This is a genomic window from Streptomyces incarnatus, from assembly GCF_001027185.1.
GTDB lineage: Bacteria > Actinomycetota > Actinomycetes > Streptomycetales > Streptomycetaceae > Streptomyces > Streptomyces puniciscabiei.
Genome location: NZ_CP011497.1, coordinates 8,598,468 through 8,623,231 on the forward strand (window position 1 = coordinate 8,598,468; position 24,764 = coordinate 8,623,231).

At 68.0% G+C, this 24,764-nt stretch carries 20 protein-coding genes and 3 pseudogenes; 11 read left to right on the plus strand and 12 right to left on the minus strand.

Annotated elements, in window-relative coordinates:
- Nucleotides 1-208 precede the first annotated feature (208 nt).
- A pseudogene (locus ABB07_RS39210) lies at nucleotides 209-331 on the minus strand (GMC oxidoreductase); the annotation flags it as partial.
- Between the two features lie 3 nt (nucleotides 332-334).
- On the opposite strand from ABB07_RS39210, the pseudogene ABB07_RS39215 reads away from it, so the two are divergent.
- From ABB07_RS39215 to ABB07_RS39225, 3 genes and pseudogenes are all read left to right on the plus strand, one after another.
- Nucleotides 335-609: pseudogene (locus tag ABB07_RS39215) on the plus strand (hypothetical protein).
- Nucleotides 610-722: 113 nt separating this feature from the next.
- Nucleotides 723-890, plus strand: a complete 168-nt coding sequence (locus tag ABB07_RS39220; protein ID WP_208903162.1) for a hypothetical protein — start codon at nucleotides 723-725, stop codon at nucleotides 888-890.
- 470 nt (nucleotides 891-1,360) lie between these two features.
- On the plus strand, nucleotides 1,361-1,705 hold the full coding sequence (locus tag ABB07_RS39225; protein ID WP_208903163.1) for a MerR family transcriptional regulator: 345 nt from the start codon (nucleotides 1,361-1,363) through the stop codon (nucleotides 1,703-1,705).
- Between the two features lie 205 nt (nucleotides 1,706-1,910).
- Here ABB07_RS39225 and ABB07_RS39230 read toward each other — a convergent pair whose 3' ends face one another.
- The 5 genes from ABB07_RS39230 to ABB07_RS42150 form a co-directional block, all read right to left on the minus strand.
- A complete protein-coding gene (locus ABB07_RS39230; RefSeq protein WP_244189699.1) occupies nucleotides 1,911-3,677 on the minus strand; it encodes a trypsin-like serine peptidase in 1,767 nt (588 codons plus the stop codon).
- Nucleotides 3,678-4,208: 531 nt separating this feature from the next.
- Nucleotides 4,209-4,664, minus strand: coding sequence for a DUF4232 domain-containing protein (locus ABB07_RS39235; protein ID WP_208903164.1), 456 nt, complete (start codon nucleotides 4,662-4,664; stop codon nucleotides 4,209-4,211).
- 949 nt (nucleotides 4,665-5,613) lie between these two features.
- A complete protein-coding gene (locus ABB07_RS39240) occupies nucleotides 5,614-5,838 on the minus strand; it encodes a hypothetical protein (protein WP_244189840.1) in 225 nt (74 codons plus the stop codon).
- A 280-nt stretch (nucleotides 5,839-6,118) separates the two neighbouring features.
- Nucleotides 6,119-6,322, minus strand: a complete 204-nt coding sequence (locus tag ABB07_RS39245) for a hypothetical protein (protein WP_208903826.1) — start codon at nucleotides 6,320-6,322, stop codon at nucleotides 6,119-6,121.
- Between the two features lie 256 nt (nucleotides 6,323-6,578).
- Nucleotides 6,579-6,923, minus strand: a complete 345-nt coding sequence (locus ABB07_RS42150; RefSeq protein WP_425264795.1) for a hypothetical protein — start codon at nucleotides 6,921-6,923, stop codon at nucleotides 6,579-6,581.
- Nucleotides 6,924-6,937: 14 nt separating this feature from the next.
- On the opposite strand from ABB07_RS42150, the gene ABB07_RS39255 reads away from it, so the two are divergent.
- The 6 genes and pseudogenes from ABB07_RS39255 (at nucleotide 6,938) to ABB07_RS39280 (ending at nucleotide 10,974) form a co-directional block, all read left to right on the plus strand.
- The gene (locus ABB07_RS39255; protein WP_208903165.1) at nucleotides 6,938-7,372 is read left to right on the plus strand and encodes a hypothetical protein; all 435 of its coding nucleotides are present in this window, start codon (nucleotides 6,938-6,940) and stop codon (nucleotides 7,370-7,372) included.
- Nucleotides 7,373-7,865: 493 nt separating this feature from the next.
- Nucleotides 7,866-8,306 carry a hypothetical protein gene (locus ABB07_RS41365; RefSeq protein ID WP_244189841.1) on the plus strand — a complete coding sequence of 147 codons (441 nt, stop codon included), beginning with the start codon at nucleotides 7,866-7,868 and terminating at the stop codon, nucleotides 8,304-8,306.
- On the plus strand, nucleotides 8,282-8,506 hold the full coding sequence (locus tag ABB07_RS41370) for a glutamine amidotransferase-related protein (protein ID WP_425264796.1): 225 nt from the start codon (nucleotides 8,282-8,284) through the stop codon (nucleotides 8,504-8,506). The genes ABB07_RS41365 and ABB07_RS41370 overlap by 25 nt, the downstream gene beginning before the upstream one ends.
- Nucleotides 8,507-8,959: 453 nt before the next feature.
- Nucleotides 8,960-9,082, plus strand: coding sequence for a hypothetical protein (locus ABB07_RS41635; protein WP_279617437.1), 123 nt, complete (start codon nucleotides 8,960-8,962; stop codon nucleotides 9,080-9,082).
- Nucleotides 9,083-9,751: 669 nt separating this feature from the next.
- Nucleotides 9,752-10,066, plus strand: a pseudogene (locus tag ABB07_RS39270) (MFS transporter); the annotation flags it as partial.
- A gap of 743 nt (nucleotides 10,067-10,809) precedes the next feature.
- On the plus strand, nucleotides 10,810-10,974 hold the full coding sequence (locus ABB07_RS39280; protein WP_208903855.1) for a hypothetical protein: 165 nt from the start codon (nucleotides 10,810-10,812) through the stop codon (nucleotides 10,972-10,974).
- 485 nt (nucleotides 10,975-11,459) lie between these two features.
- On the opposite strand, the gene ABB07_RS39285 is transcribed toward ABB07_RS39280, so the two are convergent.
- Nucleotides 11,460-13,301 (minus strand): hypothetical protein, encoded by a 1,842-nt coding sequence (locus ABB07_RS39285; RefSeq protein WP_208903166.1) that lies wholly within the window; start codon nucleotides 13,299-13,301, stop codon nucleotides 11,460-11,462.
- Nucleotides 13,302-14,032: 731 nt separating this feature from the next.
- Nucleotides 14,033-15,235 (minus strand): IS110 family RNA-guided transposase, encoded by a 1,203-nt coding sequence (locus ABB07_RS39290; RefSeq protein WP_208903167.1) that lies wholly within the window; start codon nucleotides 15,233-15,235, stop codon nucleotides 14,033-14,035.
- A gap of 645 nt (nucleotides 15,236-15,880) precedes the next feature.
- Here ABB07_RS39290 and ABB07_RS39295 point away from each other — a divergent pair.
- On the plus strand, nucleotides 15,881-16,219 hold the full coding sequence (locus ABB07_RS39295; protein ID WP_208903168.1) for a hypothetical protein: 339 nt from the start codon (nucleotides 15,881-15,883) through the stop codon (nucleotides 16,217-16,219).
- A gap of 96 nt (nucleotides 16,220-16,315) precedes the next feature.
- Here the strand turns inward: ABB07_RS39295 and ABB07_RS41640 are convergent, their stop codons facing one another.
- The 4 genes from ABB07_RS41640 to ABB07_RS41390 form a co-directional block, all read right to left on the minus strand.
- Nucleotides 16,316-16,789: a WD40 repeat domain-containing protein gene (locus ABB07_RS41640; RefSeq protein ID WP_208903828.1), complete on the minus strand. Its 474-nt coding sequence runs from the start codon at nucleotides 16,787-16,789 to the stop codon at nucleotides 16,316-16,318.
- A complete protein-coding gene (locus ABB07_RS39305; protein WP_208903169.1) occupies nucleotides 16,681-20,502 on the minus strand; it encodes an NACHT domain-containing protein in 3,822 nt (1,273 codons plus the stop codon). The genes ABB07_RS41640 and ABB07_RS39305 overlap by 109 nt, the downstream gene beginning before the upstream one ends.
- 113 nt (nucleotides 20,503-20,615) lie before the next feature.
- The gene (locus ABB07_RS41385; protein WP_425264837.1) at nucleotides 20,616-21,200 is read right to left on the minus strand and encodes an amidohydrolase family protein; all 585 of its coding nucleotides are present in this window, start codon (nucleotides 21,198-21,200) and stop codon (nucleotides 20,616-20,618) included.
- A 6-nt stretch (nucleotides 21,201-21,206) separates the two neighbouring features.
- A complete protein-coding gene (locus tag ABB07_RS41390; protein ID WP_244189702.1) occupies nucleotides 21,207-21,977 on the minus strand; it encodes an amidohydrolase family protein in 771 nt (256 codons plus the stop codon).
- Between the two features lie 722 nt (nucleotides 21,978-22,699).
- On the opposite strand from ABB07_RS41390, the gene ABB07_RS39315 reads away from it, so the two are divergent.
- Nucleotides 22,700-24,754 carry a phage tail sheath family protein gene (locus ABB07_RS39315; RefSeq protein ID WP_208903170.1) on the plus strand — a complete coding sequence of 685 codons (2,055 nt, stop codon included), beginning with the start codon at nucleotides 22,700-22,702 and terminating at the stop codon, nucleotides 24,752-24,754.
- Nucleotides 24,755-24,764: the final 10 nt, after the last annotated feature.

Here is a 24,764-nt window from a genome sequence, read left to right on the forward strand (position 1 = left end):
GAGAGGTGTTGTCTGTAGTCGAGCGCGATGTCCTCGGTGGCCATCTTGGGATCGGGCGCGCGCAGCAGTTCTGACACCCAGGCGTTGGCGATGGCCGCTTCGACAGACGCCCTCCACAAGATGCGCAGGTGCTGCTGAACAGCACTGCGGCGGGCGCTTGAGCGGTACGGCCTGGCACCGTCCCGCTCACCCCGACGGGATGCCGGTCTCAGCGCACCAGCTGAACGGCCCGCTCGGCGATGCCCAGGACGGCTGCGCTGGTGTTCGCCGAGACGATGGCGGGCATCACGGAGGCGTCGGCGACCCGCAGGACTTCGATGCCCCGTACTCGCGGATGGACCGTGATGACGAGCAGCTGCTGCGCTGCCGGGTCTATGGCGCCGACTACGACTACCGGGGGCCTGCGGCCAGACCGGCACTACGCCGAGCTGGTCGGCGGGCCACTGGACGGCCTGCTATTCGACATCACCGGCTGGACGCAGACGGAAGTCGACGCCGGCGTCTCCCTCCAGGCCGAGCTGGGACAGTTCGGCCCCGATGAGCGGGCGCTGTACGACCCGCGCCCCTCCGGTTCGACCCGCCTGGGACTGGTGCGGCGACACTCCCTGACCGTGCCGCTGGCCGACTCGCCCCGCGATCCCGTAAAAGGCACGTGGGAGGCGTGACCAGCGCACTGATCATCATGCATCGGCCCGCCGGACCGGGTGGGCCGGAGAGTCACCGTGCACCATCAGGGCCGGGACGAGGTCCTCGGCACCGCCCCCAGCGACCACGACCTGGTCGTGTTCCTCGCAGGCGCCGTGGACGGCACCCTCCGCCATCCCAGCAGAGGCTCACTGCCCGTGCGCGGCCTGCTGGCACTGTCCAACCACCAAGACAGCCGAGCTTGAAGCCACAACCTGCCGTGAGGCACTCTTCCAGGTGTAACGGAGGAAATCTGTCATGTCTGAGGTAGACATTGGTCATCCATAGAGCTACGGTTTCTACCGTACCCAGGAAGTCGAAGTGGGCACGGCAGACAGGAACTGCCGTGCATGCAGGTCAAGCAGGACGCGACCCGAAGGCGTCGCGAGCAGTACCCGCGGTATCCAGCAGTACAACCGAGTAACCGAAGGTAAGGAGCAGAACGCCATCAGGATCGCCCGGGCGAGGAAGCAGTCCGCCCGGGTACCGCAAGGCCCCGGATTGGAAGGTGGTCCCCGGTCACGCATACGCGATCCCCGCAGCCCCGCCCTCCTAGGCGGAAGCTGCGGACAAAGAAGGCCGGCGCAGTCGGCCAGTAGATGGTGTTGAAAGCTCGGGGCCCGGGTGCCAGTACGGCATCCGGGCCCCCCGACGCATCCCCTGAAAGAAGAGGTCTATGCCCCCTCGCAGTACCCGGCCCGCCGACATCCTCGACGACGACGACTACCCTGCTTACACCATGGGCCGGGCCGCCGAGATGCTCGGCACCACCCCCGCCTTCCTCCGCGCCCTCGGCGAACACCGCCTGATCACTCCCTTGCGCTCCGAAGGCGGCCACCGCCGCTACTCCCGCTACCAGCTGCGCATCGCCGCCCGTGCCCGCGAACTCGTCGACCAGGGCACCGCCATAGAGGCCGCCTGCCGCATCGTCATCCTCGAAGATCAGCTCGAAGAAGCTCAGCGCATCAACGAGCAACTGCGCGCCCAAGCCACCCAGCCGCAACCGAAAACCTCAGCCTGACAAGGACGCCGGTCGCGACCTCAATGCGGCCTTTCAGCGGCCACGTTCTGATCGGCTCCCCGACCGGCCTGGAAGAGGCCTACGGAGCGGTGCTCGCGATCGTCCTGCACCCTTCGGACTGCCAAGGCTGACAGGTCCCGGTGGGCACGGCGCGGCGGATGGCGCCGACCGCGCTCAACCGGTTCCGTGGGCTCGGAGCGGTTCCTCAGGCTTTGGGAACCAGGTTGTGTTCGGTGCCGAGGGTGCTTGTGCCGGTGTCGGCGTACAGCGTGGTCTCGCCGTCGGACCAGCGGACGATGAGGTCGTCGGTGCGGTGGTTGGGGGTGAAGTTGCCGGTGGTCATGACTGTGTTGTGGGTCCAGAGTTCGTTGGGGTTCTGGATGCGTGCCTCGGTGCCGAGGGCGGAGGGGGTGGTGCCGACGTAGTTGTCGAGTTTGCCGTCCGACCACTGCACCATCAGGTCCCATTTCTGAGTGCCGGAGTACTCGCCGGCGGTGAGCAGTGTGGCGTCGGTCCAGATGGATTTGGGCTTCTGCAGCTGGTGCTCCTGTCCGAAGCCTCCGGCGCCCACGTTGGTGTAGAGGGTGAGTTCGCCGTCGGACCAGCGCACCATCAGGTCGGTGACGTAGGTCGAGGAGCCGAAGCGGCCTGCGGCGATCTGGGTGGCGTGTTCCCAGATGGTGTGGGGCTTGGCCATCTGCGTGCCGGGTACGTTGAGGCCGTTGGCGCCGACGTCGCCGTAGAGGGTGACCTCGCCGTCGGACCAGCGGACCATCAGGTCGAACTCGTTCGATCCGGTGAAGTCGCCCGCGGTGATGGTCTCCGCGTTGGTCCAGATGGAGTGGGGGACGACCAACTGGCGTTCGGTGATGAAGTGGCCTTCGCCGTCGTTGGTGTAGAGGGTGACCTCGCCGTCGGTCCAGACCACGATCAGGTCGCTGTGGCCGGCTCCGTTGAAGTCGCCGGCGGCCATCAGCTTGGCGTGCTCCCACGTCGTGCCGCTGCCCATGGAGTAGGGCAGGGGCGGCTGGTGGTAGGGGCCGTGGTCGGTGTGCAGGCCCTGCTGGGCGTCGTCGTAGTCCTGGAAGAACCGGTCGCCGTGCAGCGGGCTGTAGGTGATCCGGTTGTACAGCGGATTGTCGGTCTTCACATCGGGACCGCCCTGCAGGAAGCCGCCCACGTTGCCGATGATCTCGCCGGTGTCGCCGGAGGCGTCGAACTTGGAGAACCACGGTCCGCCGGAGACTCCTCCCCACATGCCGGCGCAGTCGATCTGCATCTGGTTGTAGGCCGGCAGCGGCGTCGTCCAGACATTCTGGCAGTGGAACGCGCGGTCCTGCGAGTCGTACTTGACCATGGGATAGCCGATCACGGTCACCTGGTTGACGAATCCTGGTGTCCGGGCGAGGGTGTTGGCGCCCACGACGTCCTGGACGTTGCGCCCGCCGTTCTCCTTCAGGCTCGCGAAGGCGAAGTCCAGGTCGGAGTTGGTGCTCCGGTCCGAGGCGTACTGCGAGTCGCGGAACCACTCACCGACCGGCCAGATGCCGTACGGCTGGTCGCCCGCCGACTTGGTGTGGTCGTACTTGGGCACGAACGCCGCGTTGCTGCCGAGGCAGTGCCCGGCGGTGAGGATGAGGTTGCGCCCGGGGCTGCGTACCACGCTGGCCGTGCAGTGATGGGCTTTCATGTCGCCCGTGGTGGTGAAGAGTGTGCCGACGGATTTGATGCCGCCGAAGTGCTCGCCGTTGATCCCGGTGGCGACGGATCGCTTCCGGTGCGGCGCCGTCCAGCCCTGCGGCTGCGCGATGCGACCCGAGGGGTCCGTGGCCGAGGCCATGCGCTGGGGCGTCCAGAACTGGATGGCGTCCTGAACCGTCCAACTGCCGCTGTTGGTCGACGGAGGCGTGACGGACATCGAAGGGCTCGCGACGGCCGTCGTGTGGTCGGTGCGGTTCGGCTTGGCCGTCACGTGTCTGGTGGGGGCCGGGGCAGGTGTGGCGGCTCTGGCCACGGCGGCGTTGCCCAGCAAAAGTGCGGCGCACAACGCGAACACACTCCCCAGGCTTATTCGTGTCTTATGCAAGTTAATTTGCTCCAGGTCAGGCAGGCCGGAGAGCTCGACGAGTCCGGGCCACGCACAGAATGGACGGCCGGCGCGGAGTGCGCGGCCAGGTCTTGCCGGCGGGAAGTTCAGTTCCTCGCCACGGAGCGGAGTGTCGGCGTTTCAGCCGTGGCGGCTGATCGTGGTCGCCGCTCGGGTGCACCGTGCGTCATGGCAGATGACAGGCTCGGCAGACCGCCCGATTCGGGCCGTCCGACGCGCGGGCCCTCACGTGTGGACAGGCAGGGACGCCCCATGATCCAGTCCAGCGCACAGCGCACCCCCCGATGCATTCCCCCTGCCGCCCCGTGAGACGGCACCCGGTAGACCATGGTCAGCGGTCACCGTTGTCGTCATGATCGCACAACAATCGAACCTATGTGCAGATTTTGTCGCCGTCTACCGCCGACGGGGTGCGCCCACGTGAATGGTGTCGCAGAACACCGGGGTCACATGCCGGCCGTGCGGGTCGGTGATCTGCAGCGAAGCGCCATAGTCGGTGGACGCGGGGTGCGGTGGCAGCACCTCGATGCGCGGGGCGTCGTCGACCGGGATGGCGCAGGAGCCGTCCGCGGAAGGGGATGCCGGGTAGAAGAGCGGGAAGTCCACCGTTTTGGCATGGTTCAACACCAGCCTGACCGGCGCCTTGACCTTCGGCTCCGACCAGACGGCAGGGCCTTTGCCGGCGTACGCCTGCACCTTCGGATAGCCATCGAAGGCACAGGGCGCGGCGCTGGTGTTGGTCGCGCTCAGCAGAGCCGTGGGCGCCTTGCTCGGCTTGTCGGCGAGAAGTGTCAGCTTCCATCGCAGCTGCGCGGTCCCGCATGCGGCTCCCGTCGAGGCTGTGGGGGACACACTTGTCCGTCCCCCGCCGGGAGTCGCCGCCGTCGCCCGGGAGGACGGCCCGGTGCTCGGCTTCCTGGCGTCCGGATGCGCTGGACCGCAGGCCACAGCAGCCACCATTACCGTCAGGCTGATAGCGGAGACTGCCGCTGTCCGCCGTGTCACGAGGACTCCCCCTGGGAAGCGACCCTGCGGAGGCCGGGTGCCACCGCTCCTGCCTCCCGGCCAGGGAGATGCATTCGCCCCCGCATGGGTTCCCCCGAAGCGGCACCCTGAGACGCGACGCGTGGACATCCGCATTGTCGATGGTGAGGTCGAACTCCCCCAGCTCGGCGCGAGCAACCTGCCCTCCCCAGGCCCCTCAATCCCGCCGCCCGGGCCGCGTGACCGGTCGGCCCGGGCGGTCAGGAGCACGAGGTTGCGGCAAGCGCTGTGCCTATCTGTTGCGCTGGGGGTTGCGCCAGGTGCTGCGCGGCCCGCAGGACTGTCCCGGGTCCGTGCAGGTCACCACGACGGTCTGCCGTGGTCGGCCTGCTGACATCCCCGTTGCGGCTGCTCTGCCCATGTCCCTTGGCTGGTGTGAAGGAGGAAGGGACGGGCGGGATGGGCGGTGCGGCCGCGGCCGGGGGGACGCGCTCAGGCGGTTGCGCGTCGGCCGGGGCCGCCGCGCCTCGCCGCCGTCAGCCCGGCGGCGGAGCCAGGAGGGAAGTCGTCGGCGCCCCGGTGATGCCCTCCCGGTGCTGTGGCCGACCAAGGGGTGAGGCGGGGGTGGAGGCCGGGGATGCGGGTCGTGGCCGACGAGGTCAGGAAGCATCAGGGCGCGTCGGCGCCGTCTGCTGGGGAGCGCGCTGGCAGAGCCGTGCGGGTACGACGACGGAGCCGCCGGCGGCGCTCGCGCCGTGGTTCTGGATCTCCTCGGGCGGTGCGCCTTGCCGGATCGGCTCGTCACAACGCGTGCAGATCATCGGCGTAGCTCCAGGGCGAGGGCGTGCAGGGCGCGGCGGGTCTCACAGAGGGTGGCGTCGTCCGCGCACTGCTCGCATCGGCCGGGGTGGTCGTTGCGCGAGGCCAGGACGGCGCGGCGGGTGCAGGGCCGGCAGGCGCGGGGGAACCAGTGCCCGCCGTCGGTCTCGCGCTCGCCGAGGTCGATGGCCGTCGCGGTGGACAGCAGCTCACCGCCCCACACGCACTCGGCGCCGCGCGCCCTGGCGTCGGGCAGGACTTCCAGCGGCGGCAGCAGGATGAGCGGCAGGAGCTAGGCGGGGATGTCGACCAGCGCCCTGGTCTCGGCGGGCGTCATGCGCGGGCCCCGCTTCGGTGCGGTAGCCGCCGGGACCGAAGGCCGCGGCGATGAGCGCGGGATCGTTGAGGTGGCCCGTCCCGTGTTTCCAGCCGCCAGGCCGTGTGCTCGAAGGCCTCGAAGTACGAGCCGAACGTGTCGTCGTTAATGAACTCCGGCACGCCGCTTACTCCGTGGGGGCAAAGCGGGTGAGCAGCTCGCGCGGAACCCGCACGAACGACTCGCCAGCGAGGATGTTCTGCAGCTGGGCGACGTCCTCGGGATCGGTGACGGTGTAGCCCTGCACGACGATGTCGCCGGTCGCGACGTCCTCGTACAAGGTGGGGCACTTCCCGTCTTCGCTGGTGGTGCCGAGCATGCGGAGCTGCATGGCCATGGCCTCTCCCTCTCGTGCCGTGGGTGAGCCCCCAGAATGCGGCGGATAGCGGGAGCGCGCAGAGAGATTGCGCGGAATTGCACCTCAAGCCAGGAGCGGCTCCCTCGTTGCGCGCAAATCCGTCAGTGAGGCACTGAACGGTCCAGACGGTCCGTCACGGCCGCCGAGGCAGCAGAGCGGCGCCGACTGTGGGGGCACTCATGGCCCCCGAACGCTGCCAGTTGGAGAAGCAGCGCGGGGTGCATATCCATCAGGTTTCAGTTCCGGAAGCCCCCGCCGGGCATGTCCGTCCTTCGCCCAGATCCTCACCGAGTGAGAGGGCCAACGGCTGCCCGAGTGGCTCGACGCAGTCCGCCAGGACGACCTGCCCGGTCTTCATACCCTCGCCGCTGGCATCGATCGTGACCGGGCCGCGGTCATCGCCGGGCTCACGCTGCCCTGGAGCTTGGGCGTCGTGGAAGGGCACGTCAACCGCATCAAGATGCTCAAATGCCAGATGTTCGGCCGAGCCGGCTTCGCACTCCTGAGGAAACGAGTGCTCCTCGCTCCATGACGATGCAACACGTGAAACGCTTCCGGCATCGATCAACCCCACCGCAGGAGCCGCGAATGTCCAGGACCGCCCACATCGATCTCGCGTTCGCACGTGCCGTCACCGTGGGCGCCGTAGTGCGATCTCTGGCCGGTGAGGGGTGGTCGCTGCAGGAACCGCTTGGTATCTCCTACATGGTCAACAACGACGACCTAGTCGACTGGCAGTCGACTGCAACCGACCAGGAAGCTGAGGTCCTGGCCCTGGTCGATTCACGGGCCAACGTCGACCACCACGTCGGCGTCTGCATCTATCACTCAACTGCGGAAACCGGTGGCCAACTACTTTTTCATGCTGGCCGATCGCACTGTTCCTTCATCCCGACGATCGACCGGCGGAGCCTCTCCGGAGCACCAGCCCTAACGGACATGGCCTGGTATCTGAACGCACTGGTGCCGCCCCTGCTTGCCCTGGGGCTGGCCAGCTACGAAGCGAGAGACCTCGCTGACTGAGACTCGTTCGACCTGGTCAGCTGCCCGCCCCGAGCGGGGCGGGCGCAAGGCTCCCCCCGCCTGGCGGTGACCCGCCGCACCGAACCCCTCGATCCGCGGCGTGCCGAGGCCGAACTGGCCCGTCTGGAGGACGCCCTGGACACGCGGCGTGGCCTGCTGCTGTCGGGACGCTGCGATCAGCCCGGCCGCTACCGGCTGCACGATCTTTGCCATGTCGCCCCGCCTGTCGAGGTGACCGCAGACCTGCGCGGCGTACGGCTGTGTGCCGTGAACGAGCGCGGTGGGGTCCTGCTTGCCCGCACTGGCCGTCGCCCTGGTCCCGGCTGGCGCGCAGTGGGCGAGCCCGCGGGCACCGTCACCGCCGGCCTCGGGGAGCTGACCGCGGGCGGCGGACCCGTCAGCGAGGAGGAGCGCACCCGCCGGTCCTGCGCCTTCTGTGTGCTGCGCCGCCTCGTCGCCGCCCTGAGCCGGACCGCAGGACGACCTGGGGGGCTTGTACGGGGCGTTCGGTTACGGCCTCGTCCTGGGCTTCGTTCCGGTGCCGCTGCGCCAGGAACGCGCACCGCACGACCGCACTCTGGTGCTGCACCTGCCCGACCGCGTCCTGCACCTGGACCGGCGGCGCGGCACCGCCGCCCTGCTCATCTACGACTTCTCCTGGGCCGGCCGCGGCACCGACGGCCTCTTCAGCGCCACGCCCCCGGCGCCCTGCGCACCGCCTGCCGAACCGCGGCTGCACCGCGACCACGCACCCGGCGCGTACGCGGATCTCGTACGCCGGGCCAAGGAGCGGTTCCGGTCCAGCGTGCCCCGGTCCCGCCCGGCGGCCCGGATCGGGCTCCGCGCGGTCCGGGCTACCACTCCCTGTACGCCGATCCGCGCACCCTCCCCGAGGCGCTGGCCGTCACCGTGCGCACGGCCGATGCCACGGTGATGGGCATCAAGCACCGCACGCTACCGATCGCCGCCGTCCAGTTCCATCCCGAGTCGATCATGACGATGACGGACGGCGCCGGTCACACCCTGATCGGCAACGCCGTCACGGGCCTGCGCCGCCGCCTATCACCGCCCGCCGCCGTGTTGGCGCGGGTGACCGCGGGTGCGAGCGGGAGGGCGAACGCCGGGGGTGTGTGATGACCGGGACCGAGGGGACGCCGGAGCACACCGCCGAGGTGGCGCGCACCGGCCCGGCGGCGGACGGCGGGGCCGAGCGGGCCATACCGCCCCGGTACCGGGACGGTGCCGCCGCCCGGCCCATTCCGCGATCGGCTTTCGCGTGCAGCGCGCGGCTGGCCTCGCTGCCGATCGGCTACGCGGGCCGCTCGGCGCTGCGGTTCGGGCATCGGCTGCTGGGCCGGCCCGTCGACCTCATCACCGGCGAACTGCAGCACCGCACCGGCCACCACCTCTTCCGCATGCTCGGAGAACTCAAGGGCGGCGCCATGAAGTTCGGGCAGATGCTGTCCGTCTTCGAAGCGGCGCTCCCCCCGGAGGCCATCGGCCCCTACCGGTCCGCGCTGACGCTCCTGGGTCCGTGGTCTGAGCCCGGAGGGGAGCCGCCGCGCCAACCTTCTCCTTGGCCGCGGCATGCGCGTCCAGCCCGGCCGGGACGAAGAGTTCGACCAGCTGCATTCCGACTACTTCGCCGTCTGGGACCGGTCCCGCGCGTACGCGGCCGCCGTCCTCGCTCTGCTGCGGGCCCGCACGTAACGCAGCCCCGCTCAACTGAAGTCGCCTTCTCCTGCGGAGACTTCCGCGCAGACCGCGCACGCCGGGGACGGATGTGACACTGTGAAGGCAGGTGGGCCCGCTACTCCCCCCGTGGCGGCGGACCACGCCTTTCTACGTGGCCGACGGCACCGAGCGCCGACCTGGAACCAGGTGCACGTGGACGAGGACTACCATCGCGCCGACACCATCGGCGCGGCGGACGCGGCCGTGATCGAGGCCCAGGCGCGGTGCCGATCGTGAAGCACTGGGTGAGGGCCTGCTCGCCTCGGTGGACTCGTCGTCGCGGGCGGCGGCTCCGGTTGACAGCCGACCAAGGCCGAACAGCTCGGTCTCCGCCTCACCAGCCCGGACGAGCTCGCCTCCCCCGTTGCCGGCCTCCTCAACTGAGCCGAACCTGGGCGTTGTGCCGCATGCCTGCGACGGCCAGATGGCGGTCCAGTGATCGGCTGCCCTTCCCTCCTCCAGCCCGACAGCTGCTCGGGCTCGAGACGTCGGGCCGGCCGCGACGGCACGGCGCCCGCCGACGCTGACACGCCGCATGAACGCTCCTGCAAGCGCCGAGCCGGGCCTTCCCGCAGAGTAGGAGCCGGAGCTTCGGGCCCCCCATCGCACGTCGTCCCGGGCAGGCCATGAAACCGTCAAACGTGAGCTGGCACGCTCACCTCGGCATGCGCGATCGGCATGATCGTTGGTGCCCCGCTCATGGCTGCACTTTCCCGTAAGCGGCCCGGACGATCGAGCCTGCTTGGGTTCGGCCTCGTGTTCCTGGCAGCCCGCGCCTTGGGCGCTGCCACCTCGAGCTTCTCGGTACTGTTCGTGCCCCGGGTGGTCGCAGCGCTCGCGAACGCCGGGTTCCTTGCCGTCGCTCTGACGACCGCCGCCACACTGGTCCCTGCCGACCAGAAGGGGCGCGCGCTCGCCGTGCTGCTGTCGGGCACCACGGTGGCCATGGTCGCCGGCGTCCGTGTACGCCGCCTGGGGGTCGGGATAGCGCGTGAATCCTTGTTCTGCCACACAGCGGGACCACACATCCCACGCCTTACGGAGGCGCGGATCGTGCTTGACGGCCTTGTCGACCTCGATCGTCCGTGCACTTGCGTAGAGCCAGTCGCGCTTGACGTCGATGCCGCGCATCAGCCGCCGGCTCGACTCCGCGTTGCAGGCGGGGAAGTCTGCGTACTCGGCGTTAGTCATCCGGCGGCCCTTCGGCCGAAGAGCCCGGGACTTTGCCGGGTCCCAGCCGTAGCCCCAGCGGTGGGCGGCGGCGAGATCCAGGGCACCGTAGTCGGTGCCTACCGCGGTGGCGACGATGGGATCGCTGGGGTAGCGGGGGTCGAGCGGGAAGTCCGGGTGGCCGTGCTCTGCCATGCACTGCCGGACCAGCAACGCCGATGCCTGCTGCGCTCGCTGGTAGTCCTGCGGCGTGAGTTCGTAGCGGTCGGCTGGGAGCGGGCCAAGGTCCGACGCCGTACGGATGACTTCCGGCTGTCCGAGACCGGAGGCACACATCGCCGCCAGCACCGCCACGACGCCCAGGTGCCACCCCCGCATTGTCATGTGCAGGGATGGTAGCGAACAGCGTGCAACGGCCGACCATGAACCCAGTAACTCATCCAGCGCGCGCCAGGACTATAAGCGACAGAAGGCTCGATCAGGCAAAAGTTACCGAGCCGCTCGACAGACCGACATGCCGCGATCCTGGGTAAGTGCGCACTCCGTCGTGGGAGGCGCTGTCCATGGCCCCGTACATCGGCTGCGCCGCCGCCTTCACGGCCTGGCGCGCAGGCACGCACCCTGCCGTACTGATCGGCGGCAGCGCCACGGGCACAGCCTGCGCGCTGTACCGGACCGGCGTCAGCGCCTACCACTGACCACCACCACCGCCCCGGCAGCCCGGCGTCCCTCTCCATGCGGCGCCCGTGCTGCCGGACCGCATGCAGCGCGAGAAACTCTCTACCGAATGTGAGGCACGTTCCCGACCACACTGCACGCGGACGTCAGCGCAGTGAACGTCAGGGCCGCGAAGACCCACCACTCCCGCAGTGGCGAGCCGAAGCGCTCCACCATGCTCGCTCACCAGGTCCAGCCAGCCGTCAGTTGCCGTGCTGTTGTACCTGGTGTGGCTCTGGCCTGGGTCGGCTACCGGGCCGGGCATCGGAGACACGGCGAGATGGGCGCCGGTGGTACTGCTACCGCTGTCCGCCGTCGTGTTCTGCGTCCGCGGCCCCGTACCCTCAACCTCCAGACGAAGCTCGCCGCGGTCGGGCTGCCGTTCATCGTGGCGGATGAAGCGCAGGGGCTGGGCACTGGGCGACCCCTGATTGAGCCCGGGCGGGGGCTGAGTGGCGACAGCACGTCACGGCCGGCTTCCGGCTTCGGGGGGCGACGGCGGCCGGTAGTGCGCGGCAAGCCGGTGCCCGTAGACCGCCACGGCATCCGCTGCCATCCGGACTGCGTCAGCGGGTTCCGGTTGCTGTCGGTGGAGCGACTGCAGAAGACGCCCTGTGCCGGCGGGGCGGAATCTTGGTGTCGTGGGCCTCGGTGTCGTGAGCACCGCATAGCACTGGGCCACCAACTTGATGGCCTGCTCCGCAGCTGCGTAGACCGGTCCGTCGCCAAAGAGGTCCCACATTGCACGCCGGGATCGTTGCAGCTCGTACAGGCACAGCTGGACCCTTACCATCTCCACACTGATCTCTTTGGTGTCGGGTAGTTGTGCGATCGGCACTGTATCGCGGTACGGTGGAAGTTGACCGTACCGCCTGACGATGGCAAGACCCTCGCCTCCCTTGACGCGTTCGAAGAATGCAACGGCCCTGTTCAGGTCACGTTTCACCTTCCCGGGCACTTCCACCAGCGGCGGATCGGGAAGGACCCAGACGCTGCGCAAGTCCACCCATCGCGCGATTACCCGTGACACCGGAAAGGTCAGCAGGAGGAACACGCTCAACAGCTCGCCCAGGATGACCAGTCCAGCCCACGGTCCCGTAAAGTCCTTCTGCAGCGTCCAGTGCACCGTCCCGGGAATATTGGGTCCCGGCAACGAGTCGGCCAGGTGCCAAGCAACCACCTGCAAGGCCGCCCCGCTCGTCGTCCCCCCGTCGACACCGGGCGCCCCCAGGCCCGCCAGGTGGAAGTCATATAGGACGACCAGAGCCGCCGCAGCCGCGGTCAGGATCACCACCGCCATCACGATGCAGTCCAGCAGCGCACCCTTTGCTTCCTCGACGAACGTGAAACGGTCCACTTCACATCCCTCGCGGGGCACCATGCACACAAGCCTGGCGATCACCACGATCGCGAGAATTTCCGGCACGGCGGACACCGCAGGCCCAGCGTGGATAGTGAGGCCGGGAACATGGAGGCTTGGGACGCGTCCGGTTAGCCACGTACGGACCGGCGAGTCCGCGCCCACGGTGAAGTAGACCAAGAACACGGACGCGGCCGCTGCCATCGCCGACGCCCTGGGCCATACGGACTGCAAGGGCAGGCGTGCGCCATTGATGCGTAGCTGCTTTTGCACCGAGAACTCAAGATTCCGCTCGCTGCGCCGGTGCTGCTCGGCCAATTGGAAGATAACCACCACCGTGCGGAGCAGCAGAAGTGTGAAGAAAAACTTGAAGGCCAGAACGAGAATCCCGCTGGAGACGCTCCGCAGCGGCCCGGGTTCGGCCCAGCGGAGAAGTTGCGGGATCTTTAGTAGCGGTACGGAGTCTGCCGACAGCCACAAGTACGTCTGCTCACACGACCACAGGGGCAGTGGGGCCGCGGAGAAGATGCCGTACTGGGATCCCAGGACTGTGAGTCCGGCGAGTGCCTCCACTGCTGCCGCGAATGCAGCTGACAAGACGAACAGTGAGAGGACGAACGGCCGCCGATCTTCCTGTTCGGATTTCATCAGATGGTAGCTGCGTGCAAGGAGCACGAGGAGGAGCGTTGCAACGGCAATGACCGAGCCGAGACCGACCCACCCGAGCGCTCCGTGCAGTCCAGTCAGCAGCAGCAAGCCGTGCAACGTGGCCCCAGTCAGGATGGCGCTCGCAGCGGATGCGAGTAGATATTGACTCCACCGCGCCGGCATCCCGCGCTGCTGTTCGATTCGCTGGCTCGCCTGGATCACCCAGCGGCTCGCGGCGTTGAGGAGCGCGTCCAGTCGTGAGCCTTGGGCCGGGGGCATTGACATCCAGCGGGAGTACATGTCCGCTCCATGAACGACCAGGGCATGCTGTGCAACCAAACGCTACTTCCGTTCACGCCGCCCTGAGGAATGGCATGCCGTCTACCTCGCAGGATGGGGAACAAGAGCAAGCCTGGGAAACAACCCGAGAACGGACGGGGATATTCGGCGGAGAGCCTCAACAGCGGTCGTTACTCTCTTTCGGGTGATGGCCTGGTCGCTGTCGGGGGCGCAGCCTGGCGAGCGTGTGTCAGTGGTCAGTTCCTGTAACGGTAGGCTTGGCGGCCCGTCAACGCTGCGCATAAACAGCAATGGACGCTGCAGGTAAGGGTTGCGCAGATATGCACGCTCTGTAATGTCGTCCACGTTTCACCCGCATTGTCTGCACTTGGCAGGCCAAGGTGTGGGTGCGCTGCCGACCGGGCCCCGCCCCAGCAAACCGCACCACCCGCCTGCGGCCTGCGCGGGCGCAGGGCCGGGTGGTGCCCGCACCATGCAGGGGGATCCTGTGACCGTTTCCGCGACTGCCTGCCGCCTGACCGCTGCCGCGCTGTCCGCCGCGGCCGTGACCGCGGCGATCGCCGTGCCGGCCTCGGCGGCCGACCACCGTGCGCCCCGGCCGAGCGTTCAGGTCAGATAAACATAGGGCGTTGACGCCCCGTCAAGCGCACGCGAAGCATGGTCCGCCAAAAAACAGCGAAAGGATCACCTCGTGAGAATGCTCAAACGGGGGGGTGCCTCTATGTCTTTCGTCAAGCGAGGTGTGGGGTTCTGGGTTCGTAGAAGGTGCCGTCTCGGAGCATCGCGAACAGCACGTTGATGCGCTGTCGGGCCAGGCGGAGAAGTGCCTGGGTGTGGGTCTTCCCGCGGGCCCGGCATCGGTCGTAGTAGGTGCGGGAGGCGGGATCGTGCAGTGCGGCGAACGCGGACAGGAACATCGCGCGTTTCAGTTGCCGGTTGCCGTCTCGTGGCGCGTGTTCGCCGTGGATCGAGGTCCCGGACGACTTGGTCGTCGGGGCAAGACCGGCGTAGGAGGCCAGGTGGGCGGCGGTGGGGAAGCTGGTGCCGTCGCCGACGGTGACCAGCAAGGTGGCGGCGGTCCTGACCGCGACCCCCGGAATCGAGGTCAGGACCGCGGAAAGAGGGTGAGCCTCCAGCAGCTGTCCGATCTGCGCTTCCAGGGCCCTGCGCTGTTCGTGGACAGCTGCGAGCGAACGAGCCAGGGAGGGGATCACGAGGTCGAGGGTGCCGGTGCCCGGGACCACGACGGTCTGCTCGTCGAGCGCATCGAACACCTCGTCGATCAACCGCTGGGCCATGCGCGGAGCCTTGGGCCGGATCACCTCAACCAGCTTGCGCCGTCCGGCTTTCCGCAGGGCGGCTGGGGATCCGTAGCGTTCCAGCAGCCAGGTCACGGCGGGGTGGTCCAGGCGCGGGCCCAGGACGCGCTCCAGGCTGGGGTGGAACTGGGTGAGCAGGCCGCGTATCCGGTTGGAGGTGCGGGTCGCCTCGGCCGCGAGATCCTGGTCGAAGCCCACCAGCACGGTCAGTTCGGCGGTGATCTCGTCGGTCAGTTCCAGCGAGCGCAGGGTGTGCGGCATGGTCCTCGCGGCGTCGGCGATCACCGCGGCGTCCTTGGCGTCGGTCTTCGCCTCGCCCGGGTAGAGATCGGCGATCCGCCGCATGGACAGGCCGGGCAGGTAGGCGACCTTGCAGCCGGCGTCCCGGGCGACCGTCAGGGGCAGGGCTCCGATGGAGGCGGGCTGGTCCACGATCACCAGCACGGTGCCGAACTTCGTGGCCAGCTTGTCGAAGACGGCCCGCAGCTTCGGCTCGCTGTTGGGCAGTTGCTTGTCGAAGACCTTCTTCCCGGCCGGGGTGAGGCCGTGCCCGTGATGGGCGCTCTTGCCGACGTCCAGGCCGAGGAAGACGCCCACGTCGTCGATGTCGTCCAACCCATCCTCCCGAACAGGGTTCGTGCGGTGCTGGCCAAGGCGTTGGCGTCGTATGCGCGCATCCACGTTATGCAGACCTGCCGCCCGCAAGCGGCCAGGCATTGCGCCAGGCCAGGCGGTAGTCGGACCTCTCATCAGCGTCTCCAACGGCGCCTCCCAGGCCCGGTGACACCACCCCCCAGGTCATCCGTTCGACAGGGGGGGAACAGTCATGCCGGGCCCGGAGGCCAGCGGCCCTCTTGCAGGACCGCGGAAAACATAACGGGGGGGGGCGGCTCTCCTGACCGCTTGTGTGGCGGTCGGTGCCATGTTCGCTGCGGATGCGCAAGCAGCCCCCATTCCGAAGCCCCGTCACAGCGCTGTCGCGCACCTCACCACACTGTCGACACGCCGCGTCGATTCGGTGACGTGTACGGTCGGCCAGGTCAGGGACGACCGCACGAGTTCGTGCGCCTCCGGCGGCCTGCGCGTCGACTTCCACATCGAGCCCGAGCACCGGTACCAGGGCAGCGCCAACTTCGCGTGGACGTCCAGCGTCCAACTCGACAACCGCAACCGGCACAAGTGGACCAATCACGTCACTCTGACACTGGAGTCCACCACGGTCGCAGCGGCCGAACTCGGCGTCGCCACCCTCAACGAGACGTGCGGACCTGCACCTCCACTGGAGGCACCCCGCAGGTCACCACCCTGGGCACGACGCGGAACTGGGAGCGGGTCATCGACTCCCCCGGGGCCGTCACCACCACCGACGCCCAGGCTCCTCACCACGAGGCCCCCTACTCCCCGGTCAACGTCGACCTGGGTCCGAAGCTGAACGTCCGCTGTTGCGAGCCGGCCGACCCGGTCGTCAGCACCGTCAGCGGCAGCCCGAGCCGGTCCGTTGCCGCACCTCGGCCCGTACGACCGGCGAGCAACCCGGCCGGGACCGGCGCCTTGTCCTTCGGCGCCCACCCGCCGCTGAGACCGAACCTCTTCTTGTAAAGGATGCGGCGGGCGTCGACCGCCGCGAAGGGGGTCGGCGGACGTCGGCGGACCACGATTCCGGCGAGTACTACGAAGGCCGCCTTCCCTTTCTGCTCACTTGTCCGGGCAGACGGGGCTGCGCGCCTGACCTGGCAGGTAGTGGGACTGTTCCTGCGGCGTCAGATCGCGATGCACGGCTCGACAGATCATCTGTATCGCCTCGTATGGGTCGGGCAGGGAAACGTTCCACAGCCGCGCCGTGTGATCGTCGCTTCCGGTCGCCAGGGTGTCTCCGTCCGGGCTGAACGCTATCGAGTTCACGACCCCCTCATGGCCGGTGAGGCTGACTCGGACTTGGCCAGTGTGCAGGTCCCGCAGCAGTACCGTGCCGTCGTAGCTGCCGGCTGACGTTGTAATGGAATCACGGCCAGTCCACCATGCTTGGCTGGACGGTGGGGATCGTCTTAACGGCGGCGGGATCAGGGCGGATCGCGGTCGGAGAAGGTGTTGTCCGCGGTCGTCTTGCGATTTCGGTTGGCCATCTCCTCCCAGAAGACGTGCAGTTCCCGGACAGGGATGCTCACCCAGGGGGCGGTGTGCCGGATCACAGTCGGGCGGCGCAGCCGGAAACCGCTGTGAAGGAGTTGCTGCTGTTGGCGGCAAAACGGCTCCTCCATCTCTGTCTGCGTCTTCCCGGTCTTGGGCGGGTACGGGCACAGTCGGAACTGGCAGGTGGGCAGGCATGTGGACCCGGACTCATCCCTGTCGGCCGTGGTGACGCTGCTCAACGGGTGTAGGGGGGTGCGGTCCTTTGTGAGACAGGGCGGGAGGGTGGCTTTGTTGGCGCGTTTAAGGCGTTCCTCGATGTCATCGGGGCTTCCGTTGCGCTCGGTGAGGTTGATCATGATGAGGACGTCGGCGAGCAGGCGTTGCGCGCGCGGGTGCAGGATGCTCCAGCCGACGGAGGGGGCGATCCACAGGTTGTGCTTGCGGTAGCGTTCAGGGTCGGCGGGGGTGGAGCCGACGTTGTCGTTGGCGCCGTTCTCATCGATCCAGATGAACCGTTCCGGATGCCCGGTCTCCAGGGCCAGTGTCACCAAGTCGCCCGCTTCGGCGACGAACGGGTGGAGGAGCCTGTCCCGTCGTTCCCGAGCGGCCCCGCCTGGCGGGTCGGTGTCGTGTGCGGTGCCCGCCATCGCAAGCCAGCGGCCCACGGACTGCACAGGGTCGGTCGCATGGCGGGGCTGCGCCGTTCCCCCAACGCCGTCGGGAGCGGTGGACGTGCGTGCGCGGTGGATGCGCCGGCGTCTGTCCGTCTCGGTCGGCGCCGGTGCGCAGCGGATGCAGTCGGGAAGTGCCCACAGGCACAGAGCGTGCAGCAGGCTCAGTTGTGCGTACCAATAGCGGCTGCAGGTGAGCATCTTCTCAGCCTGTTTGACCAGGTAGGGCCGGGTCTGGTCGCAGGCGTTGGGGTGCCGCCTGCGACGGTTTGCGGCGTTCTTGAAGCCCTGGGCGAGGGCGTTCTCCATGGAAAGCGGCAAGTTCGGCTCGCCGCGTGCGGCGCGGGGCATCAGCGGGTTGGGCTGGCGGGCGGCGGGGACGAGGTGCTGTAGCCAGATAGCGAGCCGTTCCTTCGCCTCGTCGCGGTATGTGTCGGAGACCGAGCCGACGAACATGGGGACGAGCCAGGCCCGCATGGCGAAGTACCGCCATGACTCCGCACGCTTCTTCTCGAACTCCTCCTCCAGTTTCCTGTGCTGTTGCCGTCTGTCCTCTTCTTGCTGCCGGCTTGCTGGGAGATTGGTGTCCTCTTCCGTCAGCCAGGCGGTATAGGCGTCGTCCATGTGCTTCTTGGCCTCGCGGGTCTGCCGCAGGTACTGCAGCACCGGGTCGCTTCCCAGCGGGAAGGCCCGGCGCAGGGCGTAGAAGGCGCCGTCGCCACCCGCGGCGATCTGGTGGGTAATGGCTGTGCGGACGGGGTGGGAGGGCTCGTGGGTGCCGATGTCGAAAAGTTCCCAGTAGGGGAGGAGCGGCCGCTTCGGTGTCCGGCCGGTCCGCTCACGTAGGGCTGCTCCGAATTTGTGCACCAGGCGAAGTTTGGAGTCCGCGCGGTAGCGGAGGAGGGGCTGCTGCGGTGTCCGCCCGGGGGAAAGCCGTGCTCTTTCCACGCTGCGGTCCTCGCGCTCGCGCAGGGCCGCGCCGAAGCGACGCACCAGGCGAAGTTTGGCGTCCTCCAAGGTCCGGTGATCGCCCCGGATCTCCTTGTTCAGCCACAGCTCGGCGAGCTCGCGGGCGATGCCGTCCTGTTCGGTCTTTGGGTGGACGCTGTCGATTTCCAGAGCGGCTGCGTAGAGGTCGAAGAACTTGGGGTCCTGGCGGCACTGCGCCTCCGCACGGAGCAGCTGGGGGATTCTCGCGGAAGGCCCCCGGCCGGGGGACGCGGGCGCTGGCTGGCGCCCGGGCGCCGCATAGGGTGCGTCCACCGCTGCGCCCCGGGGGGCGGCCCGCTGGCGGGAGAGGAGGACCAGGGCGATGAGCAATTCGCGGGACGGGCCGGGGCTGCGGAGCGCTGGTTTCACGATCTCGCAGATCTGATCGGTGTCCATGTCGTCCAGAAGGCGATAGCCGAGATACGCCTGGATGATGCTGTGCGGGAACCGAACTTTCCTCTCGTAGCCCTTCACCAGTCCGAGAAGCTGCCCATTAGCGGCATAGCGAGCGAATTCCGTCTGGCACTCGTTCGGATAGTCCTTGGCGTTCAGCCAGGTCGGCTCGCCGAACTGGCGGCGCAGCACCCGCCAGATCGCGTCGCGCTGCGCCTTGGACACCGTGAGCCGACTGCCGTGGGTGGCGCTGGATGCGGGTTCGGGGCGTGCTGCTGCCTTTCTGGAACGTCGTGATGACTCGTCGTCTGCCCGGTCGTCGGCGTAGGTCCTGATCAAGTCGTCGAACGTGACCTCCAGGCTGTCCTGCAGCAGGCCCAGGCAGGCCAGTGCCGACGCCACCCAGACTGTCCGCCGCCGCTCTTCCCGGTCCATGACAAGTCTGTCGTGAATGCGGCCGTCTTCCAGCGCTCTGCGATAGGTCTCCAGCAACCACAGCCTGAGGGTGGAGCAGTCGTGGCTGCGGGTATCCAGGCGGTCGGACTCCTCGCGTAGCGTCATGTGTTCTAGCAGTCCGCGCTGCTGAAGCAGCCGGGTGATCTGCAGGTAGATAGGAGACTCGGAGACCTCGGCCGTTTCCACGATCCAGTCGAGGCGGCGCTCGTCCACCTCCCCGAATTCCCTCATTAGATATTCCAGCGCCGCCTCCTCGCTGAGCGGCTCCAGATCGGCGATCACGGCCCGGGTGCCCTCCAGGGGAGCATGCGGGCGCGAGGCGATGACCAATGGGAGTTTCTGACGGTCGGCGCGGTCTATGGCGCGGCGGATGATGTTGTCGCGGTCGTCCCGGTGCTTGTCGTCTAGTAGTGCCTCCTCCAGGCCGTCGGCGAGGACAACGGCCTTGTCGTCGAGGCGAAGCTGCCGCCATGTCTTGTCGATTTGACCGCTGGCCAGTACCCCCTGATCCGCCTCCTCCGCGAAACGGCGCCGGGCCATCTTCTCGAAATCGAGTTCGCCGTCCGCGTCCATGTCGCGCAAGTGCAGCGGGACTGGGACGGCGGACTGCTGGGCAAGCATCCGGGTGAGTTCCACCAGGACGGCGGTCTTCCCGACGCCCACGCCGCCAACAAGGAGATACGGTCTGCGGGTTCTACGATTACGGAGGGTCTGCGCTATGACCTGGGAGAGCTCCCGGCGGCCGACGATCCGGTCGATGAGCGTTCCTGCGGTGGGGACCAGGTCGTGCGGCGAGTATCTCGCCTTGTCGACGATGGGTTCCTTGGTCCTGTGGTACCAGTAGAGCAGGAAGAGGCTCGTCACGAACCCGGCCACCAGGACCGGCCCCAGAAAGCGACTAACGGTGGCAAACCAGGTGCTGGACTGCATGGCTTGGAACCACGACTGCTTTCCGGGAGGCGAATGCGAATAGTAGATGCCCAGGCCCAGCCAGGCAACAAGCAAGGCCGCGCAGAGATAGGCGTACACCCGCATGAACCGAGCAAAGTTGAGTCGAAAATACCTTCGCCAGCTCAGATTGGGCACGATACTTCTGCGGGCCTCTCGGCCGGTTCTGAACGTACGCCAGCGCCTGCCCAGTGCCGCGACCACCGACATCGCCCACCGCCGCGGATACAGCGTGTACCAGGGGGCGTCTCGAGGGCGTTCCTTGCCTTCAGGATGGCGAACGACCTTGGTCATGAGGCCCCGTTCCCTCCACCCTCGTGCCGGACGCAGCCTACGCGATGTGGCCTGTCGTCGGCACGGGTCTTTCCTGTGCCCGTGGGCATATTCCTCTCTCCATGGAAGCACCATTAGCGACAGTTGCAACACGGGTGCCATATGGGAAGGGCAACGAAACGTGCTGCCAGTGCGGTGCCCAGCCGCCGGGTTGCCTCGGCCAGGGACAGCCCCGCTACGATCGGGTCGGTGTTCACCTCGTGGAGATGGACGACGCGCTCGTCCGCCCTGGTGGACGGCACCGCTTCGACTGTCGCCTGCGGGGCGGCGGCCTTGACCAGGTCGCGTGTGCCATAGCGCGCCGTGCCCTCGATGACGACCAGCCGGATATCGCTGTCTACGGCTTTAACGAGCGCGGTGTAGGGGTCGCCGGAAGTGTGGGCGGTGACGAGCAGGTCGGCGCGCAGTCCAGGCTGCAGCGAACCCAGGGTGTGCTCCCAGCGCAGGATGCGGGCCGCATCCCTGGTGGCCATGGCCACCAGGTCCCGGTCGCTGAGACCGACGTCGCGGGCATCGGCGGCCAGCCGGGCGGCTTTGAGCTCGCCCAGCAGCCCTTTGCTGCCGGAGACGGACCAGTCCGACCCCAAACCGACGAGCACACCTGCGCGGCGGGCGGCGGCGATGCCAGCGGTCTGCCCGTACAACAGCAGGTTCGACAGCGGCGACTACACCATCGACCCGCCGTGACCGGCCAAGATCTTGAAGTCCTCCGCACTCAGCGCGGTGCAGTGAATGCCGACCAGGTTCTCGTTGATGGCCCACCGGTCGTCGGCGAGCTTGAGGGTCAGGAAGTGGTCCGGGGCTGCCTGATCGGTGCCTTCGGCCAGGTAGAGCAGCAGCCGGCGCGGCTGCTGGAGGCGGGCCAGGAACTTCTGGGCGTCCTCAGCCGCGACATCGGCGATCTGGGAGGCGGCCTCCGGCAGTTGGGGATCGTCGGTGGCCTCCACGTTGCGGACGATTCCCCGGTACATCCGGCGCGCCCCGGCGTTGCTGAACAGGGCGATCCCCTGCGTGGTCGTGGTGCCGTTGACGAACGCCTCGGCCTCGACGTACCGCACCACAGCGGGCATCAGGTCGGGGTCCTGGCCCAGCACCGTCATGGGGCCGGTCACCAGGGTGTGGTAGGCCGGGTTGCTGCTGCCATTCCACTGGGAGCGGTTGCTGTACTTCTTGGGCACCGCCCACAACAGCAGGACGTCGTAGGGCAGGTGATTGTGCAGCTCAATCAGCCCCGGATACACCGTGCCGCCAGTGACGATCGGCACGACGTCCTCGAACCCTGCCGGGGCCGGAGCGCCGACGGAGAGCACCGCCGCAATGCGGCCACCGTCGACGTACAAAACACCGTCATCGATGACCTTGTCGTGCCTGTCGACGGTGATGAGGCGGCCTTGCAAGGCGAAGCGAGAAGTCGGCTCGTCGGTTCCACGCGGCATCTGGCGTCCCCTCACCCGACCTCCGCCGAGGCTCGTTGACCGGTGAACGCCACCTAACAGGCAAAATACCGTAAGGCCACCCACCAATTACCCTGAGTCATCAACGATCGCTCGCATGGAGTAGGAGCCCGGCATGCATCCATTCGATCTGCCGTCGGTTCTCGTGGATAAAGTCACACGACCGCCTCGTCTCCCTGCGGGAGATGACAGAGGGCACGGCCCATTTGACGAACTTGCCGGTCGTCGGCAGATCACGAGGAAATCGGATGTAGGAGCCATGTAATCGCCCAGACCAGTGCCCGCAGCCCGGGCAAGCCGCCCGGCTGGCCATCGTCCGAGCCTCCACCCGGACGACCGTGTCAGCCACGTCGACCGACTCCACGGAAACGCCCGCTACCGAGGAGAACAGCAGCTCATCCAGCTGTGGCCGTACTTCGTTCACGGCGTAGCACGTGGCGTCCGCAGCGCGATGGCCGCAGGCGGGTGAGCGCACTGTCGCGTGTGCCCTGGGAGTGCCACCAGCCAGGTCTCAGCTATATCGCTGCACGTGGATCAACCATTTGCCGTATCGACAGTGGCCTTGAGCCGATGGGAGCCTTGGGCGGCAGGCCGCGAGCTGATGGGGCGTTGCGCATGCCTCCCACGGTTGTGCACTCTCGACGTCACTCGTCGCCGCGAGCCGCTGTCACTGCCGGGACGTCCAGGCCCACGGAGGCGATCGGATGCTCAACCTCACCTATCCCGGCGTGTACACCCGCGAGCTGGACTCGGGTGTACGAACCGTCACCGGGGCACCCACCTCGGTGGCGCTGTTCGTGGGGCCGACCCGGACGGGCATCGACAAACGGCCGGTGACGTGCCTGAGCTTCGCCGACTTCGAACGGAACTTCGGCGGACTGCATGCCAAGAGCTCGCTGTCGTACTCCGTGATGCACTTCTTCGCCAACGGCGGAGGCCAGGCGGTGGTCATCCGGCTCCCGGTGAAGAACGCCCACGCCGCCGCGTCGACGGTCCTGCAGGACGGCTCCGACACCAAGACTTCCCTCAAGGTGACCGCGCTGAGCTCGGGCTCCGCAAGCGGCACGCTCTTTGTCGAGATCGACCCCTTCGACATCGGTGTGCACCCGTACTCGACCTCGCCGCCGCACGACAAGAAGCGTTTCAACCTCACGATCGTCGATCCCGTCACGGGCCTGGTCGAGCGTTTCGGGGACCTCACGTCCCTGGCGGGCGACGTTCGGACGGTCGACTCGGTTGTCAATGATCAGGCCACCGGTTCCCGGCTGGTCGAGGTGAAGCTGACGGCGGACGGCATGGGGCAGAACGGACCGCAAGCCACCGGATCCGTCTACCAGATCGGCAAGGAACCTGCGGCGGGCACCTTCGACAAGGCGTTCGCCGTAAATCTGTCGGTGACCCGGTGGAAGCCCGACGACGGCAAGACCGACGACGGAACGTCGGTCAAGGGACTGCTGGTGCCCGTCTTCAAGAAGGACGATCCCAGGCCGGCCAGTCGCCTCGAGCTGGTGACCCGCCTGGTGGCGGCGCTCAACGAGGCGATCCGAGAAGACGCGGCTGCCCTGGGCAAGCTCGCCGGCGCGTCCGTCGAGGGGTCCCTCCACGAGGGCGGCGCTTTCCTGCGCCTGACCGTCAGTCGGCCCACCGCGGTGCCCGGGGCCGAGCGCGTCCACGACGCCAAGGTCACGATCGAGGCGCCGACGGGAGGTACCGACTCGCTCCTGGCGGAATACGCCATCACCCAGCAGGTCGCCAACCCGTCGCGCTACCGTCTCGGCCAGCGGTACGACTACGACAAGGCACAGGCCTCCCAGAGCCAGAAGGCCGCGGACGGTGACGACGCCGGCCAGCCGGACTCGGACGACTTCAAGGACGCCGTCACCGCCCTCGACGTGCCCGACCCGTTCTTCAACCTCCTGTGCCTGCCCGACCTTGTCCGGCCGCAGACCACCGATCCCAGGGCGTTGCACCACACCAACGCCTTCACGGTGTACGCCGAGGCGGCCCGGGTGTGCGCCGACAAGTTCGCCTTCCTCATCGTCGACCCTCCGCCCGACGTCGTCGACATCGGGACGGCGGCCGCGTGGAAGTCCACCAAGCTCGGGCTTCGGTCGCCCCACGCCGGCGCCTGGTTCCCGAACATCAGGGTCGACGACCCGCTGCAGCCGGGCACGATCATGTCGCATCCGCCGTCGGGGGCGGTGGCAGGCGTCATCGCCAGGACCGACAACCGGGTGGGAGTCTGGCAGGCGCCGGCGGGCACCGATGCCTCCCTGGCCGGCGTCTACGGTCCCTCCGTCGAGGTCTCCGACGCCGAACAGGGCCTGGTGAACCCGCTCGGGGTCAACGTGATCCGGCGTTTCCCCCTCTACCAGACCGTCGCGTTCGGCTCGCGCACCGTGGACGGCGCCGACGCGCTGGCCAGCCAGTGGAAGTACATCCCCGTGCGCCGGACGGCCAGCTACATCCTGCGTTCGCTGTCGGAGTCCCTGCGCTGGGCGGTGCACCAGCGCAACGGCGAGGAGCTGTGGTCCCAGCTGCGGGTCAACTGCACGGCCTTCATGCAAGGGCTGTTCCGCCAGGGCGCGTTCAAGGGGCTCTCGGCGCGGGACGCCTACTTCGTCGCCTGTGACGCGTCGACCACCACCCCTGCGGACATCGACCAGGGGATCGTCAACATCGTGATCGGGTTCGCGCCGCTCAAACCGGCCGAGTTCGTGGTGATCAGCCTCAAGCAGATCGTGCAGCCGGCCGTCTGAGACAGGAGCA

Coding starts and splice junctions, on each gene's coding strand:
- ABB07_RS39225 (WP_208903163.1), top strand. CDS start 1,361: ATGCCCCCTCGCAGTACCCGGCCCGCCGACATCCTCGACGACGACGAC.
- ABB07_RS39245 (WP_208903826.1), bottom strand. CDS start 6,322: ATGCAGCTCCGCATGCTCGGCACCACCAGCGAAGACGGGAAGTGCCCC.
- ABB07_RS39255 (WP_208903165.1), top strand. CDS start 6,938: ATGTCCAGGACCGCCCACATCGATCTCGCGTTCGCACGTGCCGTCACC.
- ABB07_RS41635 (WP_279617437.1), top strand. CDS start 8,960: ATGCGCGTCCAGCCCGGCCGGGACGAAGAGTTCGACCAGCTGCATTCC.
- ABB07_RS39285 (WP_208903166.1), bottom strand. CDS start 13,301: ATGTACTCCCGCTGGATGTCAATGCCCCCGGCCCAAGGCTCACGACTG.
- ABB07_RS39305 (WP_208903169.1), bottom strand. CDS start 20,502: ATGACCAAGGTCGTTCGCCATCCTGAAGGCAAGGAACGCCCTCGAGAC.
- ABB07_RS41390 (WP_244189702.1), bottom strand. CDS start 21,977: ATGCCGCGTGGAACCGACGAGCCGACTTCTCGCTTCGCCTTGCAAGGC.
- ABB07_RS39315 (WP_208903170.1), top strand. CDS start 22,700: ATGCTCAACCTCACCTATCCCGGCGTGTACACCCGCGAGCTGGACTCG.